Source organism: Mesonia maritima (assembly GCF_042433895.1).
In the GTDB taxonomy this organism is placed as follows: domain Bacteria; phylum Bacteroidota; class Bacteroidia; order Flavobacteriales; family Flavobacteriaceae; genus Mesonia; species Mesonia maritima.
Genome location: NZ_JBHLUA010000007.1, coordinates 18,272 through 39,905, shown reverse-complemented (window position 1 = coordinate 39,905; position 21,634 = coordinate 18,272). Strand labels below are relative to the sequence as shown.

Here is a 21,634-nt window from a genome sequence, read left to right as displayed (position 1 = left end):
ATTTAATCATTAAAAAATGAGCCAAATTAGACCAATAACTCCAGAAGAACGAGAAATTTACAGCAATATTTATGAAGTAGTAAATGGACAAAGCACTGTAAATTTAGATGAAGGAACAATTAATATTCAAACCCCTGTTCCACAAAAAGATTTTGAAGTATGTAACATTTACAATGTTTCTTCGGAAGAAAACAGTGCTATTTTATTTCATATCACGAATAATAGTCAAGAAAATCCTGGTATCGGGTTAAATTTTATTTTAGAGCAACAATTCACTATGGAATCGGTTGAACTTTCATCCTTGATAAATAATAAATTAGGGGTAATTGTTTATAACGATTATCCTCATGATTTCAATCAAGACAACGTAAATACTATTCAAGAAGATATCGCAGAATATGGTTTTGAGGCTATTAGTAACCTTTGTGAGAATCTAATAGGAAACCCATCCCCTGGCATTAAACCATTAGGCGATCCCAAAAACGGTTGTGGTGGTGTGTTAATAGCTCAATAATTTATGCTACAAAAGAAACTGTTTTTTTTTTATTTCTTATTTTTCTGTTCTTTTTTTATTTTAAGAGCAGAAACTTTTATACAAGAAAATGATAGTTTAATTCCTATTCTAAAAAAAGAAATTAAAAAGCATAAAGGTTTTAGCCAAGCTAAACTTATTGATTCGTTAGCAAATTTATATAGAAATCAAAACAAAGCTGATTTAGCATTTCAATATAAAGAAAAAGCTATAAATCTTTATAAAAAATTAAATGCGGAAGAAGAAGCTGCAAAAGCGAGTCTTGAAGTATTTAGTATGTTGAATTCACAAGATTTTATAAAAGTGGATCCGCTCCCATATTTAAAAGCTTTTGAAGAATATGCTATAAAAAATCAAGACAAAAAAAAACTTTTACAGGTGAGTTTCAGTTATGGAAGTTATCTTTTTAATACCGGCGATAGAAATAAAATAAGAGATTACTATAAAAATGCAATTGAATTATCCAAAAAGCTAAAAGATAGTGCTTCATTACGTCGGGCTTATGCTCATTTAGGATTGTTATATTCCGGTAGGTTTTTAGATCAGGACTCGGCGAGAAAATATTATAAAAAAGGATATCCCAAGCATATTTTAAAAAAGGATTCTATTATGCTTCTAAAGTATTATATAAACTATGCCAATTCTTATCAAAAAAGCGGCAACTACCAAACAGCCATTAATTTTTTAGATAGTATAAAAAATTTTAAAATTAAAAAATACGAACTTGGTTATCAAACACTTATTTACCGTAAATACATAAAATGTTATAAAGCTTTAGGTGATTATAAAAATGCTTTTGCTTACCAAGAAAAATATAATGCTGTACAAGATAGCCTAAATTTAACTAAGCAAAATATCGCCATTTCTGATATTAAAACAAAATACGAAACCGAGAAAAAAGAGAAAGAAAACTTCATTTTAAAAACCGATTTAAGGAAGAAACAACAAACCCAAACTATTTTATGGATTGTGGTTATTTCAAGTGTTATTGTAGGAACGATTATAAGTCTACTAATTGCTAAAAATGCGAAAAAGAAACGCCAATTAATTCAACAGAATCAAAAATTAAAACTTCAACAAACCGAAAAAGAACTCAAGCAACAAGAACTTAATACGATTGATATGATGATTGCCGGTCAAGAAAAAGAACGGCAACGTCTCGCTGAAGATTTACATGATAATTTAGGAAGTTCGCTTGCAGCAATTCGATTAAATATTGAAACGCTTAAAAAAACTGATAAAAATTCTTCTTCAGAAACATTAAGTAAAACTTTAGCCTTAATTAACGATGCTTACCAAGCTGTTCGCGGAATGGCTCATAAAAAACAAAGCGGCGTAATGGCTTCTTCCGGTTTGCTACCTGCAATTAAACGTTTTGCAAAAAATATTTCTAATGTCGATGGTTTACAAGTTGAAGTAGAAGAATTCGGACTCGATCAAAAACTGGAAAATAGTCTGGAAATCACTATTTTTAGAATTATTCAAGAATTGGTAACCAATATTATTAAACACGCAAACGCGACAGAAGCTACCATTTCACTTACAAGCCATAATTCATCTTTAAATATTATTGTTGAAGACAACGGAAAAGGGTTCAATAAATCAAAATTACACGGTAAAAAAGACGGAATTGGTTTAAGCACAATTGAAAAACGAATTGAACACCTCGGCGGAACTTTAGAAATCGATTCGCATCAAAATCGCGGAACCAGTATCATTATAAATCTACCTATATGATTACGCTAGCAATTGCAGAAGATCATCAATCGTTAATCGACGGGCTAAGTCTATTATTTCAACAAGAGTCAAATTTTGAAATTATTGGGAAAGCTAATAATGGAGAAGAACTACTCGAAATTGTGCGGTTAAAACAACCCAAAGTAGTGTTAACCGATATTAGAATGCCAAAAATTGATGGAATTGCCGCTACAAAAATCATCAAAAGCGAATTTAAACATATTAAAGTTTTAGCCTTTACGATGTTCGATCAACAAGAAGCTATACAACAAATGTTAGCTGCCGGAGCATCGGGTTATATTTTAAAAAATTCGGGGTTAAATGATGTAAAGTTAGCGATAGAAACGGTTATGAGTGGCGAACAATATTTCGATCCTTCGCTTAATTTAAGTTTTTTAGAAGAAGAAAAAACTGTTCAAAAAAAATCGATTCTCTCCAAAACAGAAAAAGAAATTCTACACCTAATTAGTGAAGGAAAAACCTCAAGCCACATTGCCGAAATTCGCTTTTGTTCAGTTTCAACAGTAGAAACGCATCGAAAAAATATGATGCGTAAATTAGACCTTCGCGGAAAAGGAGAGTTACTTCGTTACGCACTTGAGAAAAAATACGACTTCTAGAAATTTAAAAAACTACTTCGGAAAGAGTTCATAAATTATTCAAATAGAAAAATAGTTAAATTTTCAGGAGAATCGCAGCACATTTAAATCTCTCTTATTGAGTAAAACAGTATTTCATTTCTTCAGTAATATTTAGTATTTTAACATGATATTTGGAGTTAACTGACCACCGAAATCTAATTATTATGAAGAAATTTTTACCTTATCTCCTATTTTTTATTCCGTTTTGTATGTTCGCCCAAGATCATTTTTTGGGAATAAATACGTCGAGAAAAACCAGCTTATTAAATGCCGATAATAATCCGGCAGAACTTACTAATCTTTCCAATAAAGTTGATATAAGTTTGATTCACATAAGCACACTCGCTTCTAATAATAAAATTAATATGATCGATTTCTTAGATTCAGATAAAGAATTCGACGATTATAAAAATGATTTATTAAGTGAAAACGACCCGTTTAGCATTACAATAAATTTACAAATAATTGGTCCCGGCGTGGCGTACAGAATTGAAAATTGGGGCTTCGGAATAAAGACAACTGTAAATGCTCATATTTCCTTAACTGATATCGACCCTAAACTAATCGATATTATTGAAGAAGATATTCCACAAATAGACGATTTAAATACCAACGACAATCAACGAATTACAGCAATTGGTTACGAAACAATCGATTTTTCTGTAGCTAGAAATATTTTTGATCATGAAATTGCTAAGCTTTCCGCTGGAATTACCTTTAAATTATTATTTGGAGAAGCTTACGCCAATGGTGGAATTGATAAATTAAACGCTACGATTGAAAAAAATGAAAATGACGATATAATTCTACGCGATGCAAATGCAAGAATTGATGTAGCTTATGCCGGACTTTTAGGGGAAAGTTTTGATGATTTCAATTATAATTATCTCTCTTCGGGCGTTTCGGGTTTAGGAGTTGATTTTGGCTTGAATTATTTGTTGAAAAATGAACAGAAAAAATATCCTTATAAACTGAATCTCGGACTTTCCATAAAAAATATTGGCGGATTAACGTTTAATAAAAATGCTGAACGTCAAGTTTATGAACTGAATATTCCTGATACTGAAGATTTTGACGCTTCGCAATTTGAAGATGTAGATAATGCGGAAGAAGTCATTAAAATTATTGAAAACAGTAATTATTTTTCTTCAAGTTTTACGCAAAATAACGTAAAAGTAAATTTACCGACGTCGTTAAATATTTATGCAGATTATCAAGTCCACGGAAATTTTTTCGCGAGTTTTCAAATGAAACAAAGTTTAGTGAAAAACAGTAAAAATTCTGTCTTGCCAAGTTATAGCTCGTATGCAATTATTCCACGCTATTCTTCAAAAGGATTTGAAACATATCTTCCGTTGAGCGTTTCTACAATTTCAGATTTTTCAGCAGGTTTAGGATTCCGTTTTGGTGGTTTTTTCTATCTCGGTTCTTCTTCGGCTATTTCTGCGTTGGCTTCAAATCAACTGAAACAAATCGATCTTCAACTTGGTTTTAGAATAGGAATTGGTTCTTCTAGCTAAAAATAAAAAAAGGTTTTCTGAAGTTGATCTTCGTCAACCTGAACCTAATTCAGAATGACGTTTTTTAAATACTTCAGAAAACCTCTTTCTATTAATTTTTCAGAAAAAATCTAATTCTTCAACGGAAGATTATGATATTTATCTGAATACATGAGCATTTGCTCTTCAAAACTTTTATGTTGTGTTACTTTTATTGCGGTAATTTCACCATCGTCATTCGTTTCAGGAACAAGTACCGGATTTACAAATCCGCTATAAGGCGCCGATTTAAACGCTTCATTTCGATCTAAAATTTCTTTATGCATTTTTTGATCTACTTTTACACCATAATTTTCAACTAAATTTTTAGCGGCTTCAAAGTCTCCTTCAGATTTTATACGTTGAGTTTCACGTAATAATTCGCCAAAAAGTTCACGTAATTTTTCGTAATCTTTAATGTCGTAAGAAGTTTTACCATCATTTACTTCTTTTACAATTATACTGTCTTTTTTTCCCTTTTCATAAACCCAAGCGCTAACCCATTGGCGATTACGCATATGTGCTTCTTCAATATCATTTCCTAAATCTATTCGTACTAATTGCGTTACAAGTCCGTTTCTGATGTAATCGTTATAAGCAGCTTTTCCTAATTTTTTATAATCGTCGGTTAAACCTAATTCTTCTAATTTCGGATCCATTAAATAATAAAGCCCAACTAAATCTGCGCGACCTTCTTCCATGGTAGAAGCATAATTTTTTAAGGTTTCTTTGGTTTCACCAACACCTTCATTAATTTTTCCGGAAGCGTGACCTACAACTTCGTGTAAAGCGGTGTGTAATTTATCTGCGGTTTCGCCATATTCTTCAGAAAGCATAATTTCTTCTTCGTCGTGCGCGAATTCTTTTAGTTTTTCTGAACCTCCGGCTTGACTGTAAGCGTTAATTAAATTTCCGAGGGAAACAGATTTACTTCCGTGCGCTTCACGAATCCAATTGGCGTTTGGTAAATTTACACCTATTGGAGTACTTGGCGAAGCATCTCCTGCTTCTCCGGCAACAATTACGGTTTTATAAGTTACACCAACTACAGAATCTTTTTTGTGTTCATCTAAAATTGGCGAATTATCTTCAAACCATTGTACGTTGTCTTCAAAAACTTGCATTTTCTTAGACATATCGAAATCTTTAATTTGTACAATTGTTTCATAGGAACCACGATATCCTTTTGGATCGTTATAAACTTCTATAAAACTGTTGATGTAATCGATATCGCCTTCGGTGGCTTCTACCCAAGCAACATTATAATCGTCCCAAGTTTGTAAATCGCCGGTTTTATAATAATCGATTAATAAACCTAAGGCTTTACCTTGCTTTTCGTTTTCTGCAACTCCTTTGGCTTTTTCTAACCATTTTATAATTTCATCGATGGCGCTTCCGTACATTCCGCCACTTTTCCAAACTTTTTCAACAAGCTTTCCGTTTTCTTTTACAAGTTTAGAGTTTAATCCAAAGGAAAGTGGTTTTTTAGGATTTGGAGATTTTTTGTTGGCATAAAATTTATCAACTTCTTCAGCAGTAATATTGTCACCATAAAAATTAATAGCCGAACCTTTAATTAATCCTTTTTCTTCATTTAGATTAACTTTTTTCATCGCCTCGTCATTAAAAATAACTTCATAAGCTTCGCCGGTTAAATTTGTATTGGTCTCTTTCAGCAATGAATCGAAATAAGTTTTACTGAATTCAGGTTTTAATTTATCCATGGAATAATGATGATGAATACCGTTAGAAAACCAAACTCGTTTTAAATAGGTTTCAAAAGCTTTCCAATCTTCAGAAGATTTATCGCCATCATAGGTTTTATAAACATTCTCTAAAGCCTCACGAATCGCTAAATTGTGTTTATAATTTTGATCCCACATAATATCACGACCAGCTAATCCGGCTTGAGTGAGATAATAAACTAATTTTTGCTTTTCAAGCGAAAGATCTTCCCAACCGGGAATTTGGTAACGCAACAGTTTAAGGTCTGCAAATTCATCGACTACATACTCAAAATCATCTTCGGTAGTCATTGCTGTTTCTTCGTGCGTTTTTTCAGTAGGTTCTTTTTGTTCCTCTTTACATCCGATAAATAAAGAAGATGCTATGAATAGCATTGGGAGAAATTTTATTTTCATTAGTGAAAAATTTATTGATTTTTTACAAATGTAGTAATTAACATTTTGTAAATTAACTATATTAGCTATTCAAAACCAACAAACGCTTTATGAAAATCCTAAAATACCTTTTTTTTCTTCTACTTATCGTTTTAATTGGCGGCGCTATTTATGTCGCAACTTTAGATGGCGATTACCAAGTTGAAGAAACCATGCTTATTGAGGCACCACGAGAGTTACTTTTTAACGAAGTGAACGAATATAAAACCTGGGAAAACTGGGGACCGTGGAAAGAGGAAGATCCAAATATGGTTGTTACGTATGCCGATACAACAAGTGGAGAAGGTGCTAGTTATTCTTGGGAAGGAGATGAATCTATGGATGGAAAAATGAAAACCACAGAAGTTATTCCGCCAAAATCAATTACTCAGCAAATTACTTTTGACACGCCTTTTGGAGAATCAAAAAGTACGGTATATTGGAATTTTGAAGAAAAAGAAAAAGGAACATTGGTTACGTGGGGAATGAAGGGTGAACAAAGTTTTATGGAAAAGGCTTATCAAGCTACACAGGACAGTACGATGGCTCAAATGATCCAGCCTATGTTCACTAAAGGTTTGCAAAATCTTTCTGAAGTGGTAAAGAAAAAAATGGAAGTTTATGATATTAATGTAGATGGAATTACGCAACATAGCGGCGGTTATTATATGTACAACACAACTGCGTCACGATTTACACCGGAAGCTTTACGAAATAAAATGAGCCAAATGTTACCGCAGGTTTATAATTATATGGAAACAAATAATCTTCAAATAAGCGGTTCTCCTTTCACACTTTATAATACTATTGATGAAGAAAATGGAACTGTAATTATTTCTGCTGCAATTCCTACTCCAAATAAAGTTACACCGGCAGGTGGGGAAAACACGGTTTTATGCGGATTTTTAGAAAGCCAAAAAGTTGTAAAAGCGACATTAAAAGGTGATTATAAAAATTTAAGTGAAACTTGGGCGAAACTGGAAAGTTTTATTCAGCAAAATGAAAATATTGTTCGTAAACCAAATGCTAAACCTTTTGAAGTTTATGTAACCCAACCAAGCGAAACAAAAAATCCGGCAAATTGGGTTACCGAAATTTATATTCCTGTGCAAGATGCCGATAACACTGAAAATATAATTCCTGTTAAACCTATTTATTAATTTATGAAACAACTCGCACTAGTTTTTATTGGGGGCGGTTTCGGAAGTGTTTTGCGATATTTAATTAGCAAATGGTTAAATAGTCCGTCTAGCGGAATTCCTTATGGAACATTTGCTGCGAATATAATTGGCAGTTTTTTAATCGGAATTATATTAGGCTATGTTGTAAAAAATGAGAATATAAGTGAAACTACAGCTTTGTTGTTAGCCACCGGATTTTGTGGTGGTTTCACAACTTTTTCGACCTTCGCTTATGAAAATCATATTTTTTTAAAATCGGGGGATTTTGCCAGTTTTGCTATTTATACGTTAGCCAGTATAATTTTAGGATTTCTAGCTGTTTTCTTAGGAATTTGGCTCGTAAAATTTAATTGATCTTTTTTTCTTTTGAAGAAGGTGAGTAATATTTTTTTACACCTGCTTTTATTTCAATTTCTAAATGGTTTTCTTCGGGCGGAATAGGACAAGAATAATTTCCGCTATACGCGCAATAAGGATTGTAAGCTTTATTGAAATCTAAAATTACGGTATTACTTTTCGGGATGCTAAAATCTAAATAACGCCCGACTTCATAAGTTTCATTTCCGTTGGTAAGATCGGTAAATGGAATAAAAAGATAATCTTTATATTCAGGATCACTCAATAAACGCTGATTTTGATAAACATTTAATGAGAATATTTTCCCATCAATTTTAAACGAAAGCTCTCCATATTTCAAATAAATTGACTTTCGATCGGTGCTGGTTGCCATTGTAAAAGGCGATTCATAAGGAGTTCTTATAAATTTCGCTTGAACAATATATTTTTCGTTGATAGGAAAAAAGTCAAGTCCCTTAAATACAGCTCTATCTTTTTCTGAAAGCGGAGATTCTTCTTCGTTTAAAAAATCTTTATTTAATTTTTCCTGATGTAATTTCGATTCAGCAATTAAAGAAGATTTATTTAACGTTTGCGCTTTTAATTGCAAGGAAAACAAAATGATGCCTAAAAATAAGTACTTCATTATTCGTTATATTAGTTAGGCAAATGTAGTATGAAATTCTATTTATTTCTGATGAATTGGTTTATTATTTTTTTGTTGTTTAACTGCAACCAATCTCGATGGAAAAAGTCCTTTTGCCAATAAAGAAACAATCAGTAAATCTGTAAAAATGATAAAAAATATTCTTACAGCCTTAATTCCGAAGAAATCCATACCAGGATAAAATCCTAATAAACCTGTTAGCAATGCTAAACCTAAAAACCAAAGTGTATAATTTTTCATTTCTATTGTATCTTTTTTGTAAAGATCGGCGATAGATATGTTATTCTATATTAACACTTTGCTAATTGAATTTTATTTAACTATTCTATGATTTTTAGTTAATACTTGTTAAGTAAAAACGGCTTGCTTTTAAAAAAACAAGCCGTTTATATAATACTATAAGTTTGAAAATTACATATTTCGTCGGTATTGACCGCCAACTTCAAATAAAGCTTCTGTAATTTGTCCCAAAGAACAAACTTTCGTGGCTTCCATAAGTTCTTCAAACATATTTTCGTTATGAATTGCCGCCTTTTTCACTTTATCTAAAGCTTCATCGGCACTATCTTCATAAGTTTTATGTAATTTTTCAAGCGTTTTAATTTGGAATTGCTTCTCTTCTTCTGTCGCTCTAATTACTTCTCCCGGTGTTACCGTTGGCGAACCTTTACTACTTAAGAAGGTGTTTACCCCAATAATTGGGAAGTCACCATTATGTTTTAACGTTTCGTAATACAAGCTTTCTTCCTGAATTTTCGAGCGTTGATACATCGTTTCCATCGCTCCAAGCACACCGCCACGTTCGGTAATTCTATCGAATTCTTGAAGAACAGCTTCTTCTACCAAATCGGTTAATTCTTCAATAATAAAAGAACCTTGAATTGGATTTTCGTTTTTCGCCAATCCTAATTCTTTATTGATAATGAGCTGAATTGCCATCGCACGTCTCACCGATTCTTCGGTCGGAGTCGTAATCGCTTCATCATAAGCATTGGTATGTAATGAATTACAGTTATCGTAAATCGCATACAGCGCTTGAAGCGTCGTACGAATATCGTTAAAATCTATTTCTTGCGCGTGCAACGATCTACCAGACGTTTGAATATGATACTTCAACATTTGCGCACGCGGATTAGCATTATATTTATCTTTTAAAGCTTTTGACCAAATTCTTCTCGCTACACGACCGATGACAGCGTATTCCGGATCAATTCCGTTAGAGAAGAAAAAGGAAAGGTTTGGACCAAATTTATTAATATCCATTCCGCGGCTTAAATAATATTCCACATAAGTGAAACCGTTTGCCAAAGTCAGCGCTAATTGCGTAATCGGGTTGGCTCCAGCTTCCGCAATATGATAACCGGAAATAGAAACCGAATAGAAATTACGTACTTTATTCTGAATAAAATATTCCTGCACATCCCCCATTAAGCGTAAAGCGAATTCAGTAGAAAAAATACAGGTGTTTTGCGCCTGATCTTCTTTTAAAATATCTGCTTGAACCGTACCGCGAACTACCGCCATGGTTTCGTGTTTAATTTTCTCATAAACATCGGCAGGAAGAACACGATCTCCTGTAATTCCTAACAGCATTAATCCTAACCCATTATTTCCTTCCGGTAATTCTCCGCGATATGTGGGACGTTCAATTCCACTTTGCTTGTAGATTTTAACGATTTTTTGCTCTACTTCATCTTCTAAACCATTTTCTTTAATGTACTTTTCACATTGCTGATCGATTGCCGCATTCATAAAGAAACCAAGCAACATTGGCGCCGGACCGTTAATGGTCATACTAACAGAAGTTAAATGATGCGCCAAATCGAAACCGGAATACAGTTTTTTCGCATCATCTAAACAGCAAATCGAAACACCGGCATTTCCTATTTTTCCATAAATATCTGGTCGATGATCGGGATCATTTCCATAAAGTGTAACCGAATCAAAAGCGGTAGAAAGTCGTTTTGCCGGTAAACCTAAACTCACGTAATGAAAACGACGGTTGGTACGTTCGGGTCCGCCTTCGCCAGCAAACATTCGTGTTGGATCTTCACCTTGACGTTTAAACGGATACAAACCAGCGGTGTAAGGAAATTTCCCTGGCACATTTTCTTGTAAAATCCATTTTAATAAATCTCCCCAAGCTTTATATTTTGGCAAGGCGACTTTTGGAATTTGTGTGTGTGAAAGTGATTCGGTATGTGTTTCTATTTTTAATTCTTTATCGCGAACTTTAAAGGTATAAATAGGGTCTTGATATTTTTTTACGGTGTCTTCCCATTGTAAAATCTCTTCCCAGTTATACGGATCGAAATCCATTTTTACACGGTCGAACTCTTTTTTCAATAAATCGACTAAATCCTGATTATCTTCTGTAACAGCTTCTTGCAAAGCTTCTTCATCTAACCCATTTTTAGTAAGTTCGATTTTAGTGTTGGTAACTGATTCTATAGTTTTATAAATTCCGTAAAGCTTTTGAGCAACCTCAACCTGACTTTCAACTTTTTCATCGTAACCACGATTATTTTCTGAAATTTCTGAAAGGTAACGAACACGCTTCGGTGGAATTACATAAATTTTTTCTGACATTTCTTCAGAAATATGGTAATCGCTTTTTAAGTTCGCTTCGGTACGCTCTTCTATAGTATCCATAATTTTTTTGTAGAGCGTATTCATTCCCGGATCGTTAAACTGCGAAGCGATGGTTCCAAAAACCGGAAGTTTATCTGCATCTTCATGCCACAATTGATGATTGCGTTGATATTGTTTTTTCACATCGCGTAACGCGTCTAAAGCGCCACGTTTATCAAATTTATTGATAGCAACAATATCTGCGAAATCAAGCATATCTATCTTCTCCAATTGTGTGGCCGCACCAAACTCAGGTGTCATCACATATAGAGAAACATCAGAATGATCTAAAATTTCGGTATCGCTCTGGCCGATTCCTGAAGTTTCTAAAATAATTAAATCGTACTCTGCAGCTTTCAACACTTCAATGGCTTCTTGCACATATTTTGAAAGTGCTAAATTACTTTGACGCGTAGCCAACGAACGCATATAAACTCGAGGCGAATTAATCGCATTCATACGAATACGATCACCTAATAAAGCGCCACCAGTTTTTCGCTTGGAAGGATCTACAGAAATAATCCCGATCGTCTTATCTTCAAAATCAACTAAAAAACGACGTACTAATTCGTCTACTAAAGATGATTTTCCTGCTCCACCGGTTCCGGTAATTCCTAAAACCGGAGTTTTTATACTCTTATTTTTCTCGTGAATTTCATCTAAGCTTTCCTTTGCAATCTCTGGGAAATTTTCTGCTGAAGAAATTAATCGCGCAATGGCATTATCTTTTTTATTGGATAGTTTTGTTACTTCTCCGTTTAATTTATCACCAATGGCGTAATCTGATTGTTTCACCAAATCGTTAATCATTCCCTGTAAACCAAGTTCACGACCATCATCCGGAGAGTAAATTCTAGTAATTCCGTATTCATGTAATTCTTTTATTTCGTCAGGAAGAATTACTCCACCTCCACCGCCGAAAATTTTAATATGTTCTGCTCCTTTTTCTTTTAAAAGATCGTACATATATTTAAAATATTCGGTATGACCGCCTTGATAAGAAGTCATTGCAATGGCATTTGCATCTTCCTGAATTGCAGTATTTACTACTTCTTCTACACTTCTATCGTGACCAAGATGAATTACTTCTACTCCGGTAGACTGAATAATACGACGCATAATATTTATGGCTGCATCGTGCCCGTCGAATAAAGAGGCTGCGGTTACTATTCTTACTTTATGTTTTGGCTTATAAGGTTTCGCTTGTTCCATTGAATTATTCTGAATTTTAGGACCGTAAATTTACGAAAATACTAGCAATAATTGAGTAGATAATTATTTTATTGCGTTTGCTGAATTTTGTTAAAATACCCTTTATCGGGTATTGGCTATCGCTATACTTGGGTCTATTTTTGTAATGCCGAGCAGATTATTATTTGGGGTAAATATAATTTGTTTGGCAAAATTCATGTTTTAGTTACAGCTTTACTGCTTCTCAGGGTAAAGTTTGCGCATTTACATTAAAAAAAGAAAAACGCTCTTAATAGAGCGTTTTTTATTTTTATATGAATTTAAAATTATTTCATCTGAACACCTAAGCCTTCGGCAATTCTTCTTCCGAGTTCGGGGTCAGCTTTTTGCCAATGTTTTAATTGACGCTGCGTAATTTCTTCTTTTTTAGGACCATCGATCTGACTCATTGCACCGACTGTGTTTTTTACTAAATTCGCTTTAGCTTCATCACTCATTATTCGATATAGATTTCCAGGCTGTGTGTAATGATCGTCATCGCCACTTTCAGCTGCATTTCTATCGTACCAACCCGCTTCCGCATCGTCTACTCTTGGCGGTTTTAATTTATAATCTTTATCAACTTCCATATCATCAAAACTATTTGGGTAATAATTTTCTGATCTTCCGCCGTTATCACTCACGGTCATAAATCCATCGCGTTGATAATTGTTAACCGCATAAGGACACCGATTTACAGGAATTTGCTCGTAATTAGCTCCTAGTCGGTAACGATGCGCATCGGGGTAAGAAAGTAATCTTCCCTGTAACATTTTATCTGGAGAATAACCGATTCCATCTACAATATGAGCCGGAGCAAAAGCAGATTGTTCAATTTGAGCAAAATAATTATCAGCGTTTTTATTGAGTTCCATTTTTCCTACTTCAATTAAAGGGTAATCTCCATGAGGCCAAACTTTAGATAAATCGAATGGATTCCATTTATAATTTTTAGCTTCTTCTTCCGGCATTACTTGGATTTTTAAGGTCCAAGTTGGGAATTTTCCTTCTTCAATGTGTTCCAGTAAATCTTGTTGTGCAAAATCTGGATTTTTACCTGCCATCTCTACCGATTCTTCATCAGTGAAATTTTTAATTCCTTGATCTGTTTTAAAATGAAATTTCACATAAAAACGCTCATCATTTGCATTAATCATAGAAAATGTGTGAGAACCGTAACCGTTCATATGGCGATAACCATAAGGTGTCCCGCGGTCACTCATCAAAATTAAAACTTGGTGAAGTGATTCTGGATTTAATGACCAAAAATCCCAACGCATAGTTTGCGATTTCATATTGGTAAACGGATGGCGTTTTTGAGTATGAATAAAATCACCAAACTTTTTAGGATCTTTAATAAAAAATACTGGCGTATTATTACCAACTAAGTCCCAATTACCATCTTCAGTATAGAATTTTAAAGCGAATCCTCGAGGGTCACGATCTGAATCTGCTGAACCTTTTTCTCCACCAACGGTAGAAAAACGAGCTAGCATATCGGTTTTCTTACCAACTTCAGAAAACATTTTTGCTTTGGTATATTTAGTAATATCGTTAGTAACCGTGAAAGTTCCGAAAGCACCAGAACCTTTTGCATGAACAACACGCTCGGGAATTCGTTCTCGATTAAAATGTGCCATACTTTCGTGAAGCACATAATCTTCTAATAGTAATGGACCTCTTCTTCCTACACTTAAAGAATCTTCTTTTTCTACGAAAGGACGTCCAGATGCGGTGGTTAGTTTTTTCTTACTCATAATATTTATTTATAATTCTAAATATACGATTTAATAAATTATGTTAAAAATCGATAATGAGTATTTGAGTATAAGGTAATCTTATAAATTATATAATAAATAACTTTAATTATTCAGAAAAGAATGAAAAATCTCTACGAATCGTTATCTTATTTTTTTAGTACATTTAAAACAAAAAATATGAAACGATTTTTAGCTCTATTCTTACTATTTCAATGCTATGCATGTTCAGAATTACAAACCATTGCCGAAAATATGCCAAACCAAGGTTACGGAATTTCTGAAACTGAAATCGCCAACGGCTTAAAACAGGCTTTAGATAAAGGAATAGATGAACAGGTTTCAAAATTAACTGCTACTAATGGTTTTTACCGAAATGAAATGGTGAAAATTTTACTGCCGGAAGAATTACAAAAAGTAGAACAAGGGTTACGTGATATTGGTTTAGGAAGTTTAGCTGATGAAGGAATTATGGCGTTAAATCGCGCTGCTGAAGATGCCGTAAAAGAAGCTACGCCTATTTTTGTAAATGCTGTCCAAGAAATGACATTTACCGATGCGAAGAATATTCTGCTTGGCGCCGATAATTCGGCTACACAATATTTAGAGAACAAAACTTCTTCAGCATTATATAATAAATTTAATCCGGTAATAAAAAACTCGTTTGCAAAAGTTGGCGCAGACCAAATTTGGAATAATATTATTACCCGCTATAATTCAATTCCATTAACACAAAATGTAAATCCAGATTTAACCGATTACGTCACCCAAGAAGCTTTAGATGGAGTTTTTACCATGATAGCGGTAGAAGAAAAAGAAATTAGAACTAACATAAATTCTAGAACCACAGATTTGCTAAAAAGAGTTTTCGCTTTACAAGATTAAGCTTAAATAACTGAAAGCTAATATTTAATTAACACACAAATCTTAAAATCACCTCATCTTTGTAACGAGATTTAGGGTGTCTCATAATAAATATTTGGGTTAGGAAAAGTCGTTGGGTAAACCATCGGCTTTTTTGTGTTAAATAATTAACCTTCTTTTATAATTTGGTAAATATTTTATTATTTGATTAACGAGTTTTAATATTTCTTAATAATTCTATCTATTATCTTTGGTAGTACACAAAAGATAGAATGAAGATGAAAATTTTTGACTGGCTAAAAAGCCAAAATAAACGGGAAAAATTAAAAGCAAAATATTGCTACCTTATGCGAAGAGCTTATGAAATTGCACCACGCAATAAACAAAAAAGTGATGCCTTAAATAAACGCGCACGAAATATTCTGCAAGAATTAAAAAAAATTGAATTCAACCAAGAATTAAGACATAGTCATTAATATAAAAATCAGTTAAACGCTGATTTTTTTTCTATCCCTTTTGCTTTTATTTACTACCTTAAAAGCATAATTTTCATCTTTATGTTAGTATTGCAATCGCCTGCTCAAACCATTTCAGAAGCTATAAAAAATTATTACTACGATTTTTTAGAAATCTTACCCAAAATTGCGCTGGCGATTTTTATAATTATTGCTGGAACTCTTATTGCCAAAGCCATTACCAATTTTTATAAACGAAAATTTTTAAATAAAGCGCAAGATCCTTTAATGACGAGATTTTTAGCGCAAGCAATTAAAATCACCCTCATTCTTATAGCCATTACAATTGCGTTGCAAGTAGCCGGTTTAAGCGGAATTGCCGCCGGAATTTTAACCGCAGCTGGAGGTGCCGCAATTATTTTAGGATTTGCATTTCAAGATATCGGAAAGAATTTTTTAGCAGGAATCATTTTAGCTTTTAACCGACCTTTTAGTATTAACGATACCATAAAAATCGATACGTTATTCGGAAAAGTGAAAGCCTTAAATTTTCGTTACACGCATATTAAAACTACCGATGGACGCGATATTTATGTTCCCAATAGCGATGTACTCACCAAACCTGTCGAAAATTACACAGCCGATGGATTTTATAGAGTCGATTTTGTTATCGGAATTGGTTATGAAGATAATATTCAAAGAGCAAAATTACTCATTCAAGAAATTTTGCTGAGTGAACCCGATATTGTTCACGATGATATTCATGAAAATTTTGTAATTGAAGATGAATTAGCCGCAAGTACTGTAAATTTGAAAGTGTTTTTTTGGGTAAACACCGTCGATTATCGCGTTGCTTCCCGCGTGTTAAGAGGATTAATTATTAGAAAGGTAAAAGAAGAATTAGCCGCGAATGGCTTTAATTTACCGGCAAATATTACCGAATTAAAACTTTACGGAACCGAAGAAGATATTCCTTTAAAAGTAAGAAAAGACCCAAACGAATTATTGAAAGAATAAGTTTTTAAAGTTCTGCATGGAATTTTTTAAAATACTGAAAAGCATCTTTTAAACGTGAACCATACCAACTAAAATATTCGCCATCTACAAATTTTATTTTTTCGGTATTTATGTAAGGTTCAAATTCAAAAATGTATTTTTCGTGGAACGGGAAAGGTTCAGAAGAAAGCAATAAATAATCAACTTCTCGTAATTCTTCTAACTTTATCGCTGGATAACGTTCCATATTTTCATAGACGTTTTCAAATTTATTCAAGTTCAACAAATAATTGATAAATGTATTTCCGCCGGCAACCATCCACGGATTTCGCCAAATAAAATACGCTACTTTTTTTACTTTTTTATGCTGAATTGATTGCTGAAAATCTAAAAATTCCTGCTGGATTTTTTCAATAAGAATTGAAGCTTTTTCTTCTACTGAAAAAATTTCTCCATATTGCTGAATCATTTCGTAAGCCTCTTCCAAATTATGAATATCAGAAACGTGAACCGGAGCAATTTTTTCTAATTCCTTAACCATTTTTTTGGTATTCTCTTCTTTATTACAAAGAATAAGATCCGGTTGTAAAGCTTTTATTTCTTCAATTTTCACCTCTTTTGTGCCACCAACAATTTTTTTTTCTTTTCTAATTGTTGCCGGATGAACACAAAACTTTGTAACGCCAAGTAATTTTTCCTCCAATCCTAAATCGACTAACAATTCTGTTTGACTCGGAACTAGCGAAATAATTCTTTCGGGTGTTTTATTTAGTTTTTGTTGCCGTTGAAGTTGGTCTTGAAATTCCATTAAAGTAAAGTAAGAAAATTTTAACCTGAAGCAAGTTCAGTTTGACGTTGATAATGTATTTAAAGTTTTTAAGTTCAAATTACATTTCCGCTATAATCGTTTCCATTTGTTGTTGAAGTTCCACCGCTTTTTCCGCAGCAGTTTCAGCAAAATTTTCTTCTGCAGAAGCGTAAATAATTCCTCTCGCTGAATTGATTAACAAACCTATATTTTCATTTAAGCCATATTTACAAACTTCTTGCAAATTTCCGCCTTGAGCGCCAACACCGGGAACCAACAAGAAACTTTTCGGAACAATTTTTCTAATTTCAGTAAAAAATTCGGCTTTTGTAGCGCCAACTACATACATTAGATTTTCTGAATTCTTCCAAGTTTTTGAAGTTTCTAAAACGGTTTTATAAAGTTCTTGCTCATTAACTTTTTTCGTTTGAAAATCGAACGCGCCTTCATTAGAAGTTAAGGCTAATAAAATAGTGTGTTTTTCTGAAAATGCTAAAAACGGCTCTACAGAATCTTTTCCCATATAAGGCGCAACGGTAATCGAATCGAAATTTAAATCTTCAAAAAAAGCTTTGGCGTATCGTGTTGAAGTATTGCCAATATCGCCGCGTTTTGCATCGGCAATAGTATAAATTTCAGGGTAATTTTTATTTAAATAGTCAACGGTTTTTTGTAAAGCTTGCCAACCTTTAATTCCGTAAGCTTCGTAAAAAGCGGTGTTGGGTTTGTAAGCTACCGCTAAATGATTTGTGGCGTCGATTATTGCTTTATTAAATTCAAAAATAGGATCTTCTTTTTCTAATAAATGCTGCGGAATTTTCTCTAAATCGACATCTAAACCGATGCATAAAAATGATTTCTTTTTCTTAATCTGCGAGACAAGTTCTTGGGTAGTCATATTGAATTTAATAAAAGTAAAAAAGCCCGCAAATTAGCGGGCGAAAATTTATAATGAATCTGATGCTTCTTTTAATTTTTCGGTATTAGCGACTAACTTTAATTCGTCGATAATTTTTTGAATGTCACCATTAATTATATTCGACAAATCATATAATGTCAAGTTTATTCTATGATCGGTAACGCGCCCTTGAGGATAATTATAGGTTCTAATTTTCGCACTTCTATCGCCACTGGTTACCATAGAACCACGTTTTGCAGCGTCTTCTTCTTGTTTTTTAGCCAATTCCATATCGTACAAACGCGAACGTAAAACCTTAAAAGCTTTTTCTTTATTTTTATGCTGCGATTTTTGATCTTGACATTGTGCTACAATTCCGGTTGGTTCGTGGGTTAAACGTACCGCAGAATAAGTGGTGTTTACCGACTGACCTCCCGGACCTGAGGAACAGAAATAATCTATACGAACATCTTTCGGGTCGATTTCTACATCAAATTCTTCGGCTTCCGGGAAAACCATTACCGTTGCAGCACTAGTATGAACACGACCTTGCGTTTCAGTTTGTGGGACGCGTTGTACACGATGAACGCCAGCTTCGTATTTTAAAGTTCCGTAAACATCTTCTCCAGAAACTTCAAATTGAATTTCTTTAAATCCGCCGTTGGTTCCTTCAGAAAAATCTACAGTGCTCACTTTCCAACCTTTGCTTTCGCAATATTTTGTGAGCATTTTATAAATATCGCCGGCAAAAATACTGGCTTCGTCTCCTCCGGTTCCTGCGCGAACTTCTACTACGGCATTTTTAGCATCTTCTGGATCTTTAGGAACTAACATCATGCGTATTTTTTCTTCTAACGCAGGGAGTTCTTCTTTAGCTTCCTCGAGTTGCATTTTTGCCATATCGACCATTTCTTGGTCGCTGCCATCTTCTATAATTTCTTGGGCTTCGGCGATATTTCCTGTAAGTTCTACATACTTATCGCGTTCTGCCATTAGCTTTTTAAGATCTTTATATTCTTTGGTAAGCTCAACGTAACGTTTTTGATCTGAAATGATATCGGGTTGAATAATTAAATCGTTCACCTCATCAAAACGTTGCTTTACTATATTTAATTTATCTATCATAATCTACTCCTAATTCGCACAAATTTACGATATTTTTGGTGATTTCTAAGGAAGAGTTTTACTTCGTTAGTTTTTTGTAGTTTCGTAATCATGATGCAAAAGTTTAAACTGAGCTTAGTTTTTTATACGCAATTTCTATGGGTTTCGCTATTTGCTAATTTTTTTTTTTATTTTATTGGTATTCCCATTATTGTTTCACTGTCTGCTAAAATAGCTTTTTTAGGCTTTTTTATATTTTGGCGGAAAATAAAAGATGAAAAATCTCCTTATGTTTTTTATCAAAATTTAGGTTTATCACTTCGATATTTATTTTTAAGCGTGGTTGTTTTTGATGCTGTTTTACTGAAAATTTGCTACGCAGTATTCAACTTTCTGTTATGAAATTAGAGCTTGACAATGTAGAATTAAATTACGGAGATAAATCAATTTTAAAATCGGTTTATTTTTCTGCGGAAAAGAACGAAATTGTAGGAGTTTTTGGAAGAAACGGAAGTGGAAAAACAAGTCTGCTGGAAATAATTTTTGGAAGTGTTTCTCCTAAATATAAATTGATACGTATTAACAAAAAGCCTATTCAAAAAAAATTATACAAAACCGGTTGGGTTTCGTATTTACCCCAATATCATTTTATTCCGACGCATTTGAGACTGAAAACTATTTTTTCGGTTTATCATATTTCATGGAAAAAATTTATTCAAACTTTTGAAGATTTTGCTATTTATGAAAATGAAAAAGCTACAGTACTTTCCGGTGGTGAATTACGGATTGTAGAAATTTATTTAGTCTTGTTTTCAAAAACCAAAATTTTATTATTAGATGAGCCTTTTTCAAACATCGCACCTTTACAAATTGAAAAAATTAGAGAATTAATTAAGGAACAAAAATCACAAAAAATAATTGTGATAAGCGATCATTTTTATCACGATGTTTTAGCGATTTCAGATAGATTATATATGGTTAATGAAAAGCGAGTTTTCGAAATTGAGAATCAGAAAGAACTAAAAAATCACGGTTATTTACTATAATTCTACAATTACACCAATACCTAATTGTTGTTTCCATTGAGGTTTCGGTCCGCGTTCTACTAATTCGCCAGCAGCATTTTCTTCTTGAATTTTAATATCATCGTCGTATTTTAAATGTGAACCAAGTTTTGCCAATACATATTCGTTGACTTTAAAATTTAGGGTGATTTCCCAGTTTACATCAACATTTCCGAATTTATTTAAATAATCGGTATATAAACTCAAGCGGTTAGCCACGCCGATATTTTCAAAAAGCTGCGCGTTGTATTCATTGGTAAGTAAAATACCGACTTCAGTAAGTACATTTTCACTTTCTTTTATAATTTCTCCTTCTTCATTTCTTACGGCAGGATCAATACCAAACGCACCACTATTTGCCAATTCTTGATTTAACACAAAAGTAGATTTTACGGTTAATGGCGAAGCGTACATTGTAAAGGTTTCGATATTTTTTCCGTACTCAGCTCCAATTCCCAGAAATAAATAAGCCGGCGCCATAATCGAAGAAATTTCAGTAGATCGATCAGGATAATTATACCCATTAGAAAATTGGGTATTAAAATTAAATTTTGCCGTATAAAACCAGTTTGAAAGTGAATCTTTACGATAACCAAAAGTTGAATTCAATTCTAAATTATCATCGGTTTTTCGAACGCCGTGACCTTCTTGTTTGTTAATTCCGTAACGGGCAATTAATTCATTATTCCAGCGAATATTTCCTTTTTCAAAAATGCGTTTAATATCAACATTTAATAATGCGGAGATTGAATTGCTTCCTCCCGCATTCCAGTTTACAAAAGCGACTTCACTAACATCTAAACCAAATCTGTTTAACTTTTTCCAAAAAGTCTGATAAGAATACCAATGATTTATAAAAGCTATGGTATCGGTTTTTTCGGTATTTATAAAGGGAATTATTCTTCGTGTTTCAAGTTCGTTTACATACTGAACTTTTTCACGTTCTTGAGCATAGGTAGAAACACCTACTACTAAAAAAAGTAGGAGATAAAACTGCTTAATCATTACAAATTTGGGTTTACTCGATGTTGAAATT

Annotated in this window: 19 protein-coding genes; 10 read left to right on the top strand and 9 right to left on the bottom strand. The window is 33.3% G+C overall.

The window, feature by feature from the left end; all coding sequences use genetic code 11:
* Positions 1 to 16: 16 nt before the first annotated feature.
* The 4 genes from ACFFGL_RS05695 (at position 17) to ACFFGL_RS05680 (ending at position 4,430) form a co-directional block, all read left to right on the top strand.
* Positions 17 to 514, top strand: coding sequence for a hypothetical protein (locus ACFFGL_RS05695; protein ID WP_309727483.1), 498 nt, complete (start codon positions 17 to 19; stop codon positions 512 to 514).
* A 3-nt stretch (positions 515 to 517) separates the two neighbouring features.
* Positions 518 to 2,269: a tetratricopeptide repeat-containing sensor histidine kinase gene (locus ACFFGL_RS05690; protein WP_309727484.1), complete on the top strand. Its 1,752-nt coding sequence runs from the start codon at positions 518 to 520 to the stop codon at positions 2,267 to 2,269.
* Positions 2,266 to 2,889 carry a response regulator transcription factor gene (locus tag ACFFGL_RS05685; RefSeq protein ID WP_309727485.1) on the top strand — a complete coding sequence of 208 codons (624 nt, stop codon included), beginning with the start codon at positions 2,266 to 2,268 and terminating at the stop codon, positions 2,887 to 2,889. The genes ACFFGL_RS05690 and ACFFGL_RS05685 overlap by 4 nt, the downstream gene beginning before the upstream one ends.
* 185 nt (positions 2,890 to 3,074) lie before the next feature.
* On the top strand, positions 3,075 to 4,430 hold the full coding sequence (locus ACFFGL_RS05680; RefSeq protein ID WP_309727486.1) for a DUF5723 family protein: 1,356 nt from the start codon (positions 3,075 to 3,077) through the stop codon (positions 4,428 to 4,430).
* Between the two features lie 110 nt (positions 4,431 to 4,540).
* Here ACFFGL_RS05680 and ACFFGL_RS05675 read toward each other — a convergent pair whose 3' ends face one another.
* Complete coding sequence (locus ACFFGL_RS05675) at positions 4,541 to 6,589, bottom strand: dipeptidyl-peptidase 3 family protein (protein ID WP_309727487.1); 2,049 nt, start codon at positions 6,587 to 6,589, stop codon at positions 4,541 to 4,543.
* A gap of 89 nt (positions 6,590 to 6,678) precedes the next feature.
* Between ACFFGL_RS05675 and ACFFGL_RS05670 the strand changes: the two genes are divergently transcribed.
* Positions 6,679 to 7,767 carry an SRPBCC family protein gene (locus ACFFGL_RS05670; RefSeq protein ID WP_309727488.1) on the top strand — a complete coding sequence of 363 codons (1,089 nt, stop codon included), beginning with the start codon at positions 6,679 to 6,681 and terminating at the stop codon, positions 7,765 to 7,767.
* Positions 7,768 to 7,770: 3 nt separating this feature from the next.
* Positions 7,771 to 8,142 (top strand): fluoride efflux transporter CrcB, encoded by a 372-nt coding sequence (gene crcB / locus ACFFGL_RS05665; RefSeq protein WP_309727489.1) that lies wholly within the window; start codon positions 7,771 to 7,773, stop codon positions 8,140 to 8,142.
* On the opposite strand, the gene ACFFGL_RS05660 is transcribed toward crcB, so the two are convergent.
* The 4 genes from ACFFGL_RS05660 to ACFFGL_RS05645 form a co-directional block, all read right to left on the bottom strand.
* The gene (locus ACFFGL_RS05660; RefSeq protein WP_309727490.1) at positions 8,135 to 8,770 is read right to left on the bottom strand and encodes a DUF1684 domain-containing protein; all 636 of its coding nucleotides are present in this window, start codon (positions 8,768 to 8,770) and stop codon (positions 8,135 to 8,137) included. The genes crcB and ACFFGL_RS05660 overlap by 8 nt on opposite strands.
* 42 nt (positions 8,771 to 8,812) lie before the next feature.
* Positions 8,813 to 9,031, bottom strand: coding sequence for a DUF1328 domain-containing protein (locus ACFFGL_RS05655; RefSeq protein WP_309727491.1), 219 nt, complete (start codon positions 9,029 to 9,031; stop codon positions 8,813 to 8,815).
* Between the two features lie 171 nt (positions 9,032 to 9,202).
* On the bottom strand, positions 9,203 to 12,634 hold the full coding sequence (locus tag ACFFGL_RS05650) for a methylmalonyl-CoA mutase family protein (protein WP_309727492.1): 3,432 nt from the start codon (positions 12,632 to 12,634) through the stop codon (positions 9,203 to 9,205).
* 305 nt (positions 12,635 to 12,939) lie between these two features.
* The gene (locus tag ACFFGL_RS05645) at positions 12,940 to 14,409 is read right to left on the bottom strand and encodes a catalase (RefSeq protein WP_309727493.1); all 1,470 of its coding nucleotides are present in this window, start codon (positions 14,407 to 14,409) and stop codon (positions 12,940 to 12,942) included.
* A gap of 180 nt (positions 14,410 to 14,589) precedes the next feature.
* Here ACFFGL_RS05645 and ACFFGL_RS05640 point away from each other — a divergent pair, with 180 nt between their 5' ends.
* The 3 genes from ACFFGL_RS05640 to ACFFGL_RS05630 all read left to right on the top strand — a co-directional run bounded on the left by ACFFGL_RS05640 (position 14,590) and on the right by ACFFGL_RS05630 (position 16,745).
* A complete protein-coding gene (locus ACFFGL_RS05640; RefSeq protein ID WP_309727494.1) occupies positions 14,590 to 15,294 on the top strand; it encodes a DUF4197 domain-containing protein in 705 nt (234 codons plus the stop codon).
* Positions 15,295 to 15,551: 257 nt separating this feature from the next.
* Positions 15,552 to 15,749: a Lacal_2735 family protein gene (locus ACFFGL_RS05635; RefSeq protein WP_309727495.1), complete on the top strand. Its 198-nt coding sequence runs from the start codon at positions 15,552 to 15,554 to the stop codon at positions 15,747 to 15,749.
* An 81-nt stretch (positions 15,750 to 15,830) separates the two neighbouring features.
* Complete coding sequence (locus tag ACFFGL_RS05630) at positions 15,831 to 16,745, top strand: mechanosensitive ion channel family protein (RefSeq protein WP_309727496.1); 915 nt, start codon at positions 15,831 to 15,833, stop codon at positions 16,743 to 16,745.
* A 4-nt stretch (positions 16,746 to 16,749) separates the two neighbouring features.
* Here ACFFGL_RS05630 and ACFFGL_RS05625 read toward each other — a convergent pair whose 3' ends face one another.
* From ACFFGL_RS05625 to prfA, 3 genes are all read right to left on the bottom strand, one after another.
* A complete protein-coding gene (locus tag ACFFGL_RS05625) occupies positions 16,750 to 17,532 on the bottom strand; it encodes an ABC transporter substrate-binding protein (RefSeq protein ID WP_309727497.1) in 783 nt (260 codons plus the stop codon).
* A gap of 79 nt (positions 17,533 to 17,611) precedes the next feature.
* On the bottom strand, positions 17,612 to 18,430 hold the full coding sequence (pyrF, locus tag ACFFGL_RS05620; RefSeq protein WP_309727498.1) for an orotidine-5'-phosphate decarboxylase: 819 nt from the start codon (positions 18,428 to 18,430) through the stop codon (positions 17,612 to 17,614).
* A gap of 48 nt (positions 18,431 to 18,478) precedes the next feature.
* Positions 18,479 to 19,555 (bottom strand): peptide chain release factor 1, encoded by a 1,077-nt coding sequence (gene prfA / locus ACFFGL_RS05615; protein WP_309727499.1) that lies wholly within the window; start codon positions 19,553 to 19,555, stop codon positions 18,479 to 18,481.
* A gap of 377 nt (positions 19,556 to 19,932) precedes the next feature.
* On the opposite strand from prfA, the gene ACFFGL_RS05610 reads away from it, so the two are divergent.
* Positions 19,933 to 20,580, top strand: coding sequence for an ATP-binding cassette domain-containing protein (locus tag ACFFGL_RS05610; protein ID WP_309727500.1), 648 nt, complete (start codon positions 19,933 to 19,935; stop codon positions 20,578 to 20,580).
* Here the strand turns inward: ACFFGL_RS05610 and ACFFGL_RS05605 are convergent.
* Positions 20,575 to 21,603, bottom strand: coding sequence for a DUF3078 domain-containing protein (locus ACFFGL_RS05605; RefSeq protein ID WP_309727501.1), 1,029 nt, complete (start codon positions 21,601 to 21,603; stop codon positions 20,575 to 20,577). The genes ACFFGL_RS05610 and ACFFGL_RS05605 overlap by 6 nt on opposite strands.
* Positions 21,604 to 21,634 lie beyond the last annotated feature (31 nt).

Coding starts and splice junctions, on each gene's coding strand:
- ACFFGL_RS05695 (WP_309727483.1), top strand. CDS start 17: ATGAGCCAAATTAGACCAATAACTCCAGAAGAACGAGAAATTTACAGC.
- ACFFGL_RS05690 (WP_309727484.1), top strand. CDS start 518: ATGCTACAAAAGAAACTGTTTTTTTTTTATTTCTTATTTTTCTGTTCT.
- ACFFGL_RS05685 (WP_309727485.1), top strand. CDS start 2,266: ATGATTACGCTAGCAATTGCAGAAGATCATCAATCGTTAATCGACGGG.
- ACFFGL_RS05680 (WP_309727486.1), top strand. CDS start 3,075: ATGAAGAAATTTTTACCTTATCTCCTATTTTTTATTCCGTTTTGTATG.
- ACFFGL_RS05675 (WP_309727487.1), bottom strand. CDS start 6,589: ATGAAAATAAAATTTCTCCCAATGCTATTCATAGCATCTTCTTTATTT.
- ACFFGL_RS05670 (WP_309727488.1), top strand. CDS start 6,679: ATGAAAATCCTAAAATACCTTTTTTTTCTTCTACTTATCGTTTTAATT.
- crcB (WP_309727489.1), top strand. CDS start 7,771: ATGAAACAACTCGCACTAGTTTTTATTGGGGGCGGTTTCGGAAGTGTT.
- ACFFGL_RS05660 (WP_309727490.1), bottom strand. CDS start 8,770: ATGAAGTACTTATTTTTAGGCATCATTTTGTTTTCCTTGCAATTAAAA.
- ACFFGL_RS05655 (WP_309727491.1), bottom strand. CDS start 9,031: ATGAAAAATTATACACTTTGGTTTTTAGGTTTAGCATTGCTAACAGGT.
- ACFFGL_RS05650 (WP_309727492.1), bottom strand. CDS start 12,634: ATGGAACAAGCGAAACCTTATAAGCCAAAACATAAAGTAAGAATAGTA.
- ACFFGL_RS05645 (WP_309727493.1), bottom strand. CDS start 14,409: ATGAGTAAGAAAAAACTAACCACCGCATCTGGACGTCCTTTCGTAGAA.
- ACFFGL_RS05640 (WP_309727494.1), top strand. CDS start 14,590: ATGAAACGATTTTTAGCTCTATTCTTACTATTTCAATGCTATGCATGT.
- ACFFGL_RS05635 (WP_309727495.1), top strand. CDS start 15,552: ATGAAAATTTTTGACTGGCTAAAAAGCCAAAATAAACGGGAAAAATTA.
- ACFFGL_RS05630 (WP_309727496.1), top strand. CDS start 15,831: ATGTTAGTATTGCAATCGCCTGCTCAAACCATTTCAGAAGCTATAAAA.
- ACFFGL_RS05625 (WP_309727497.1), bottom strand. CDS start 17,532: ATGGAATTTCAAGACCAACTTCAACGGCAACAAAAACTAAATAAAACA.
- pyrF (WP_309727498.1), bottom strand. CDS start 18,430: ATGACTACCCAAGAACTTGTCTCGCAGATTAAGAAAAAGAAATCATTT.
- prfA (WP_309727499.1), bottom strand. CDS start 19,555: ATGATAGATAAATTAAATATAGTAAAGCAACGTTTTGATGAGGTGAAC.
- ACFFGL_RS05610 (WP_309727500.1), top strand. CDS start 19,933: ATGAAATTAGAGCTTGACAATGTAGAATTAAATTACGGAGATAAATCA.
- ACFFGL_RS05605 (WP_309727501.1), bottom strand. CDS start 21,603: ATGATTAAGCAGTTTTATCTCCTACTTTTTTTAGTAGTAGGTGTTTCT.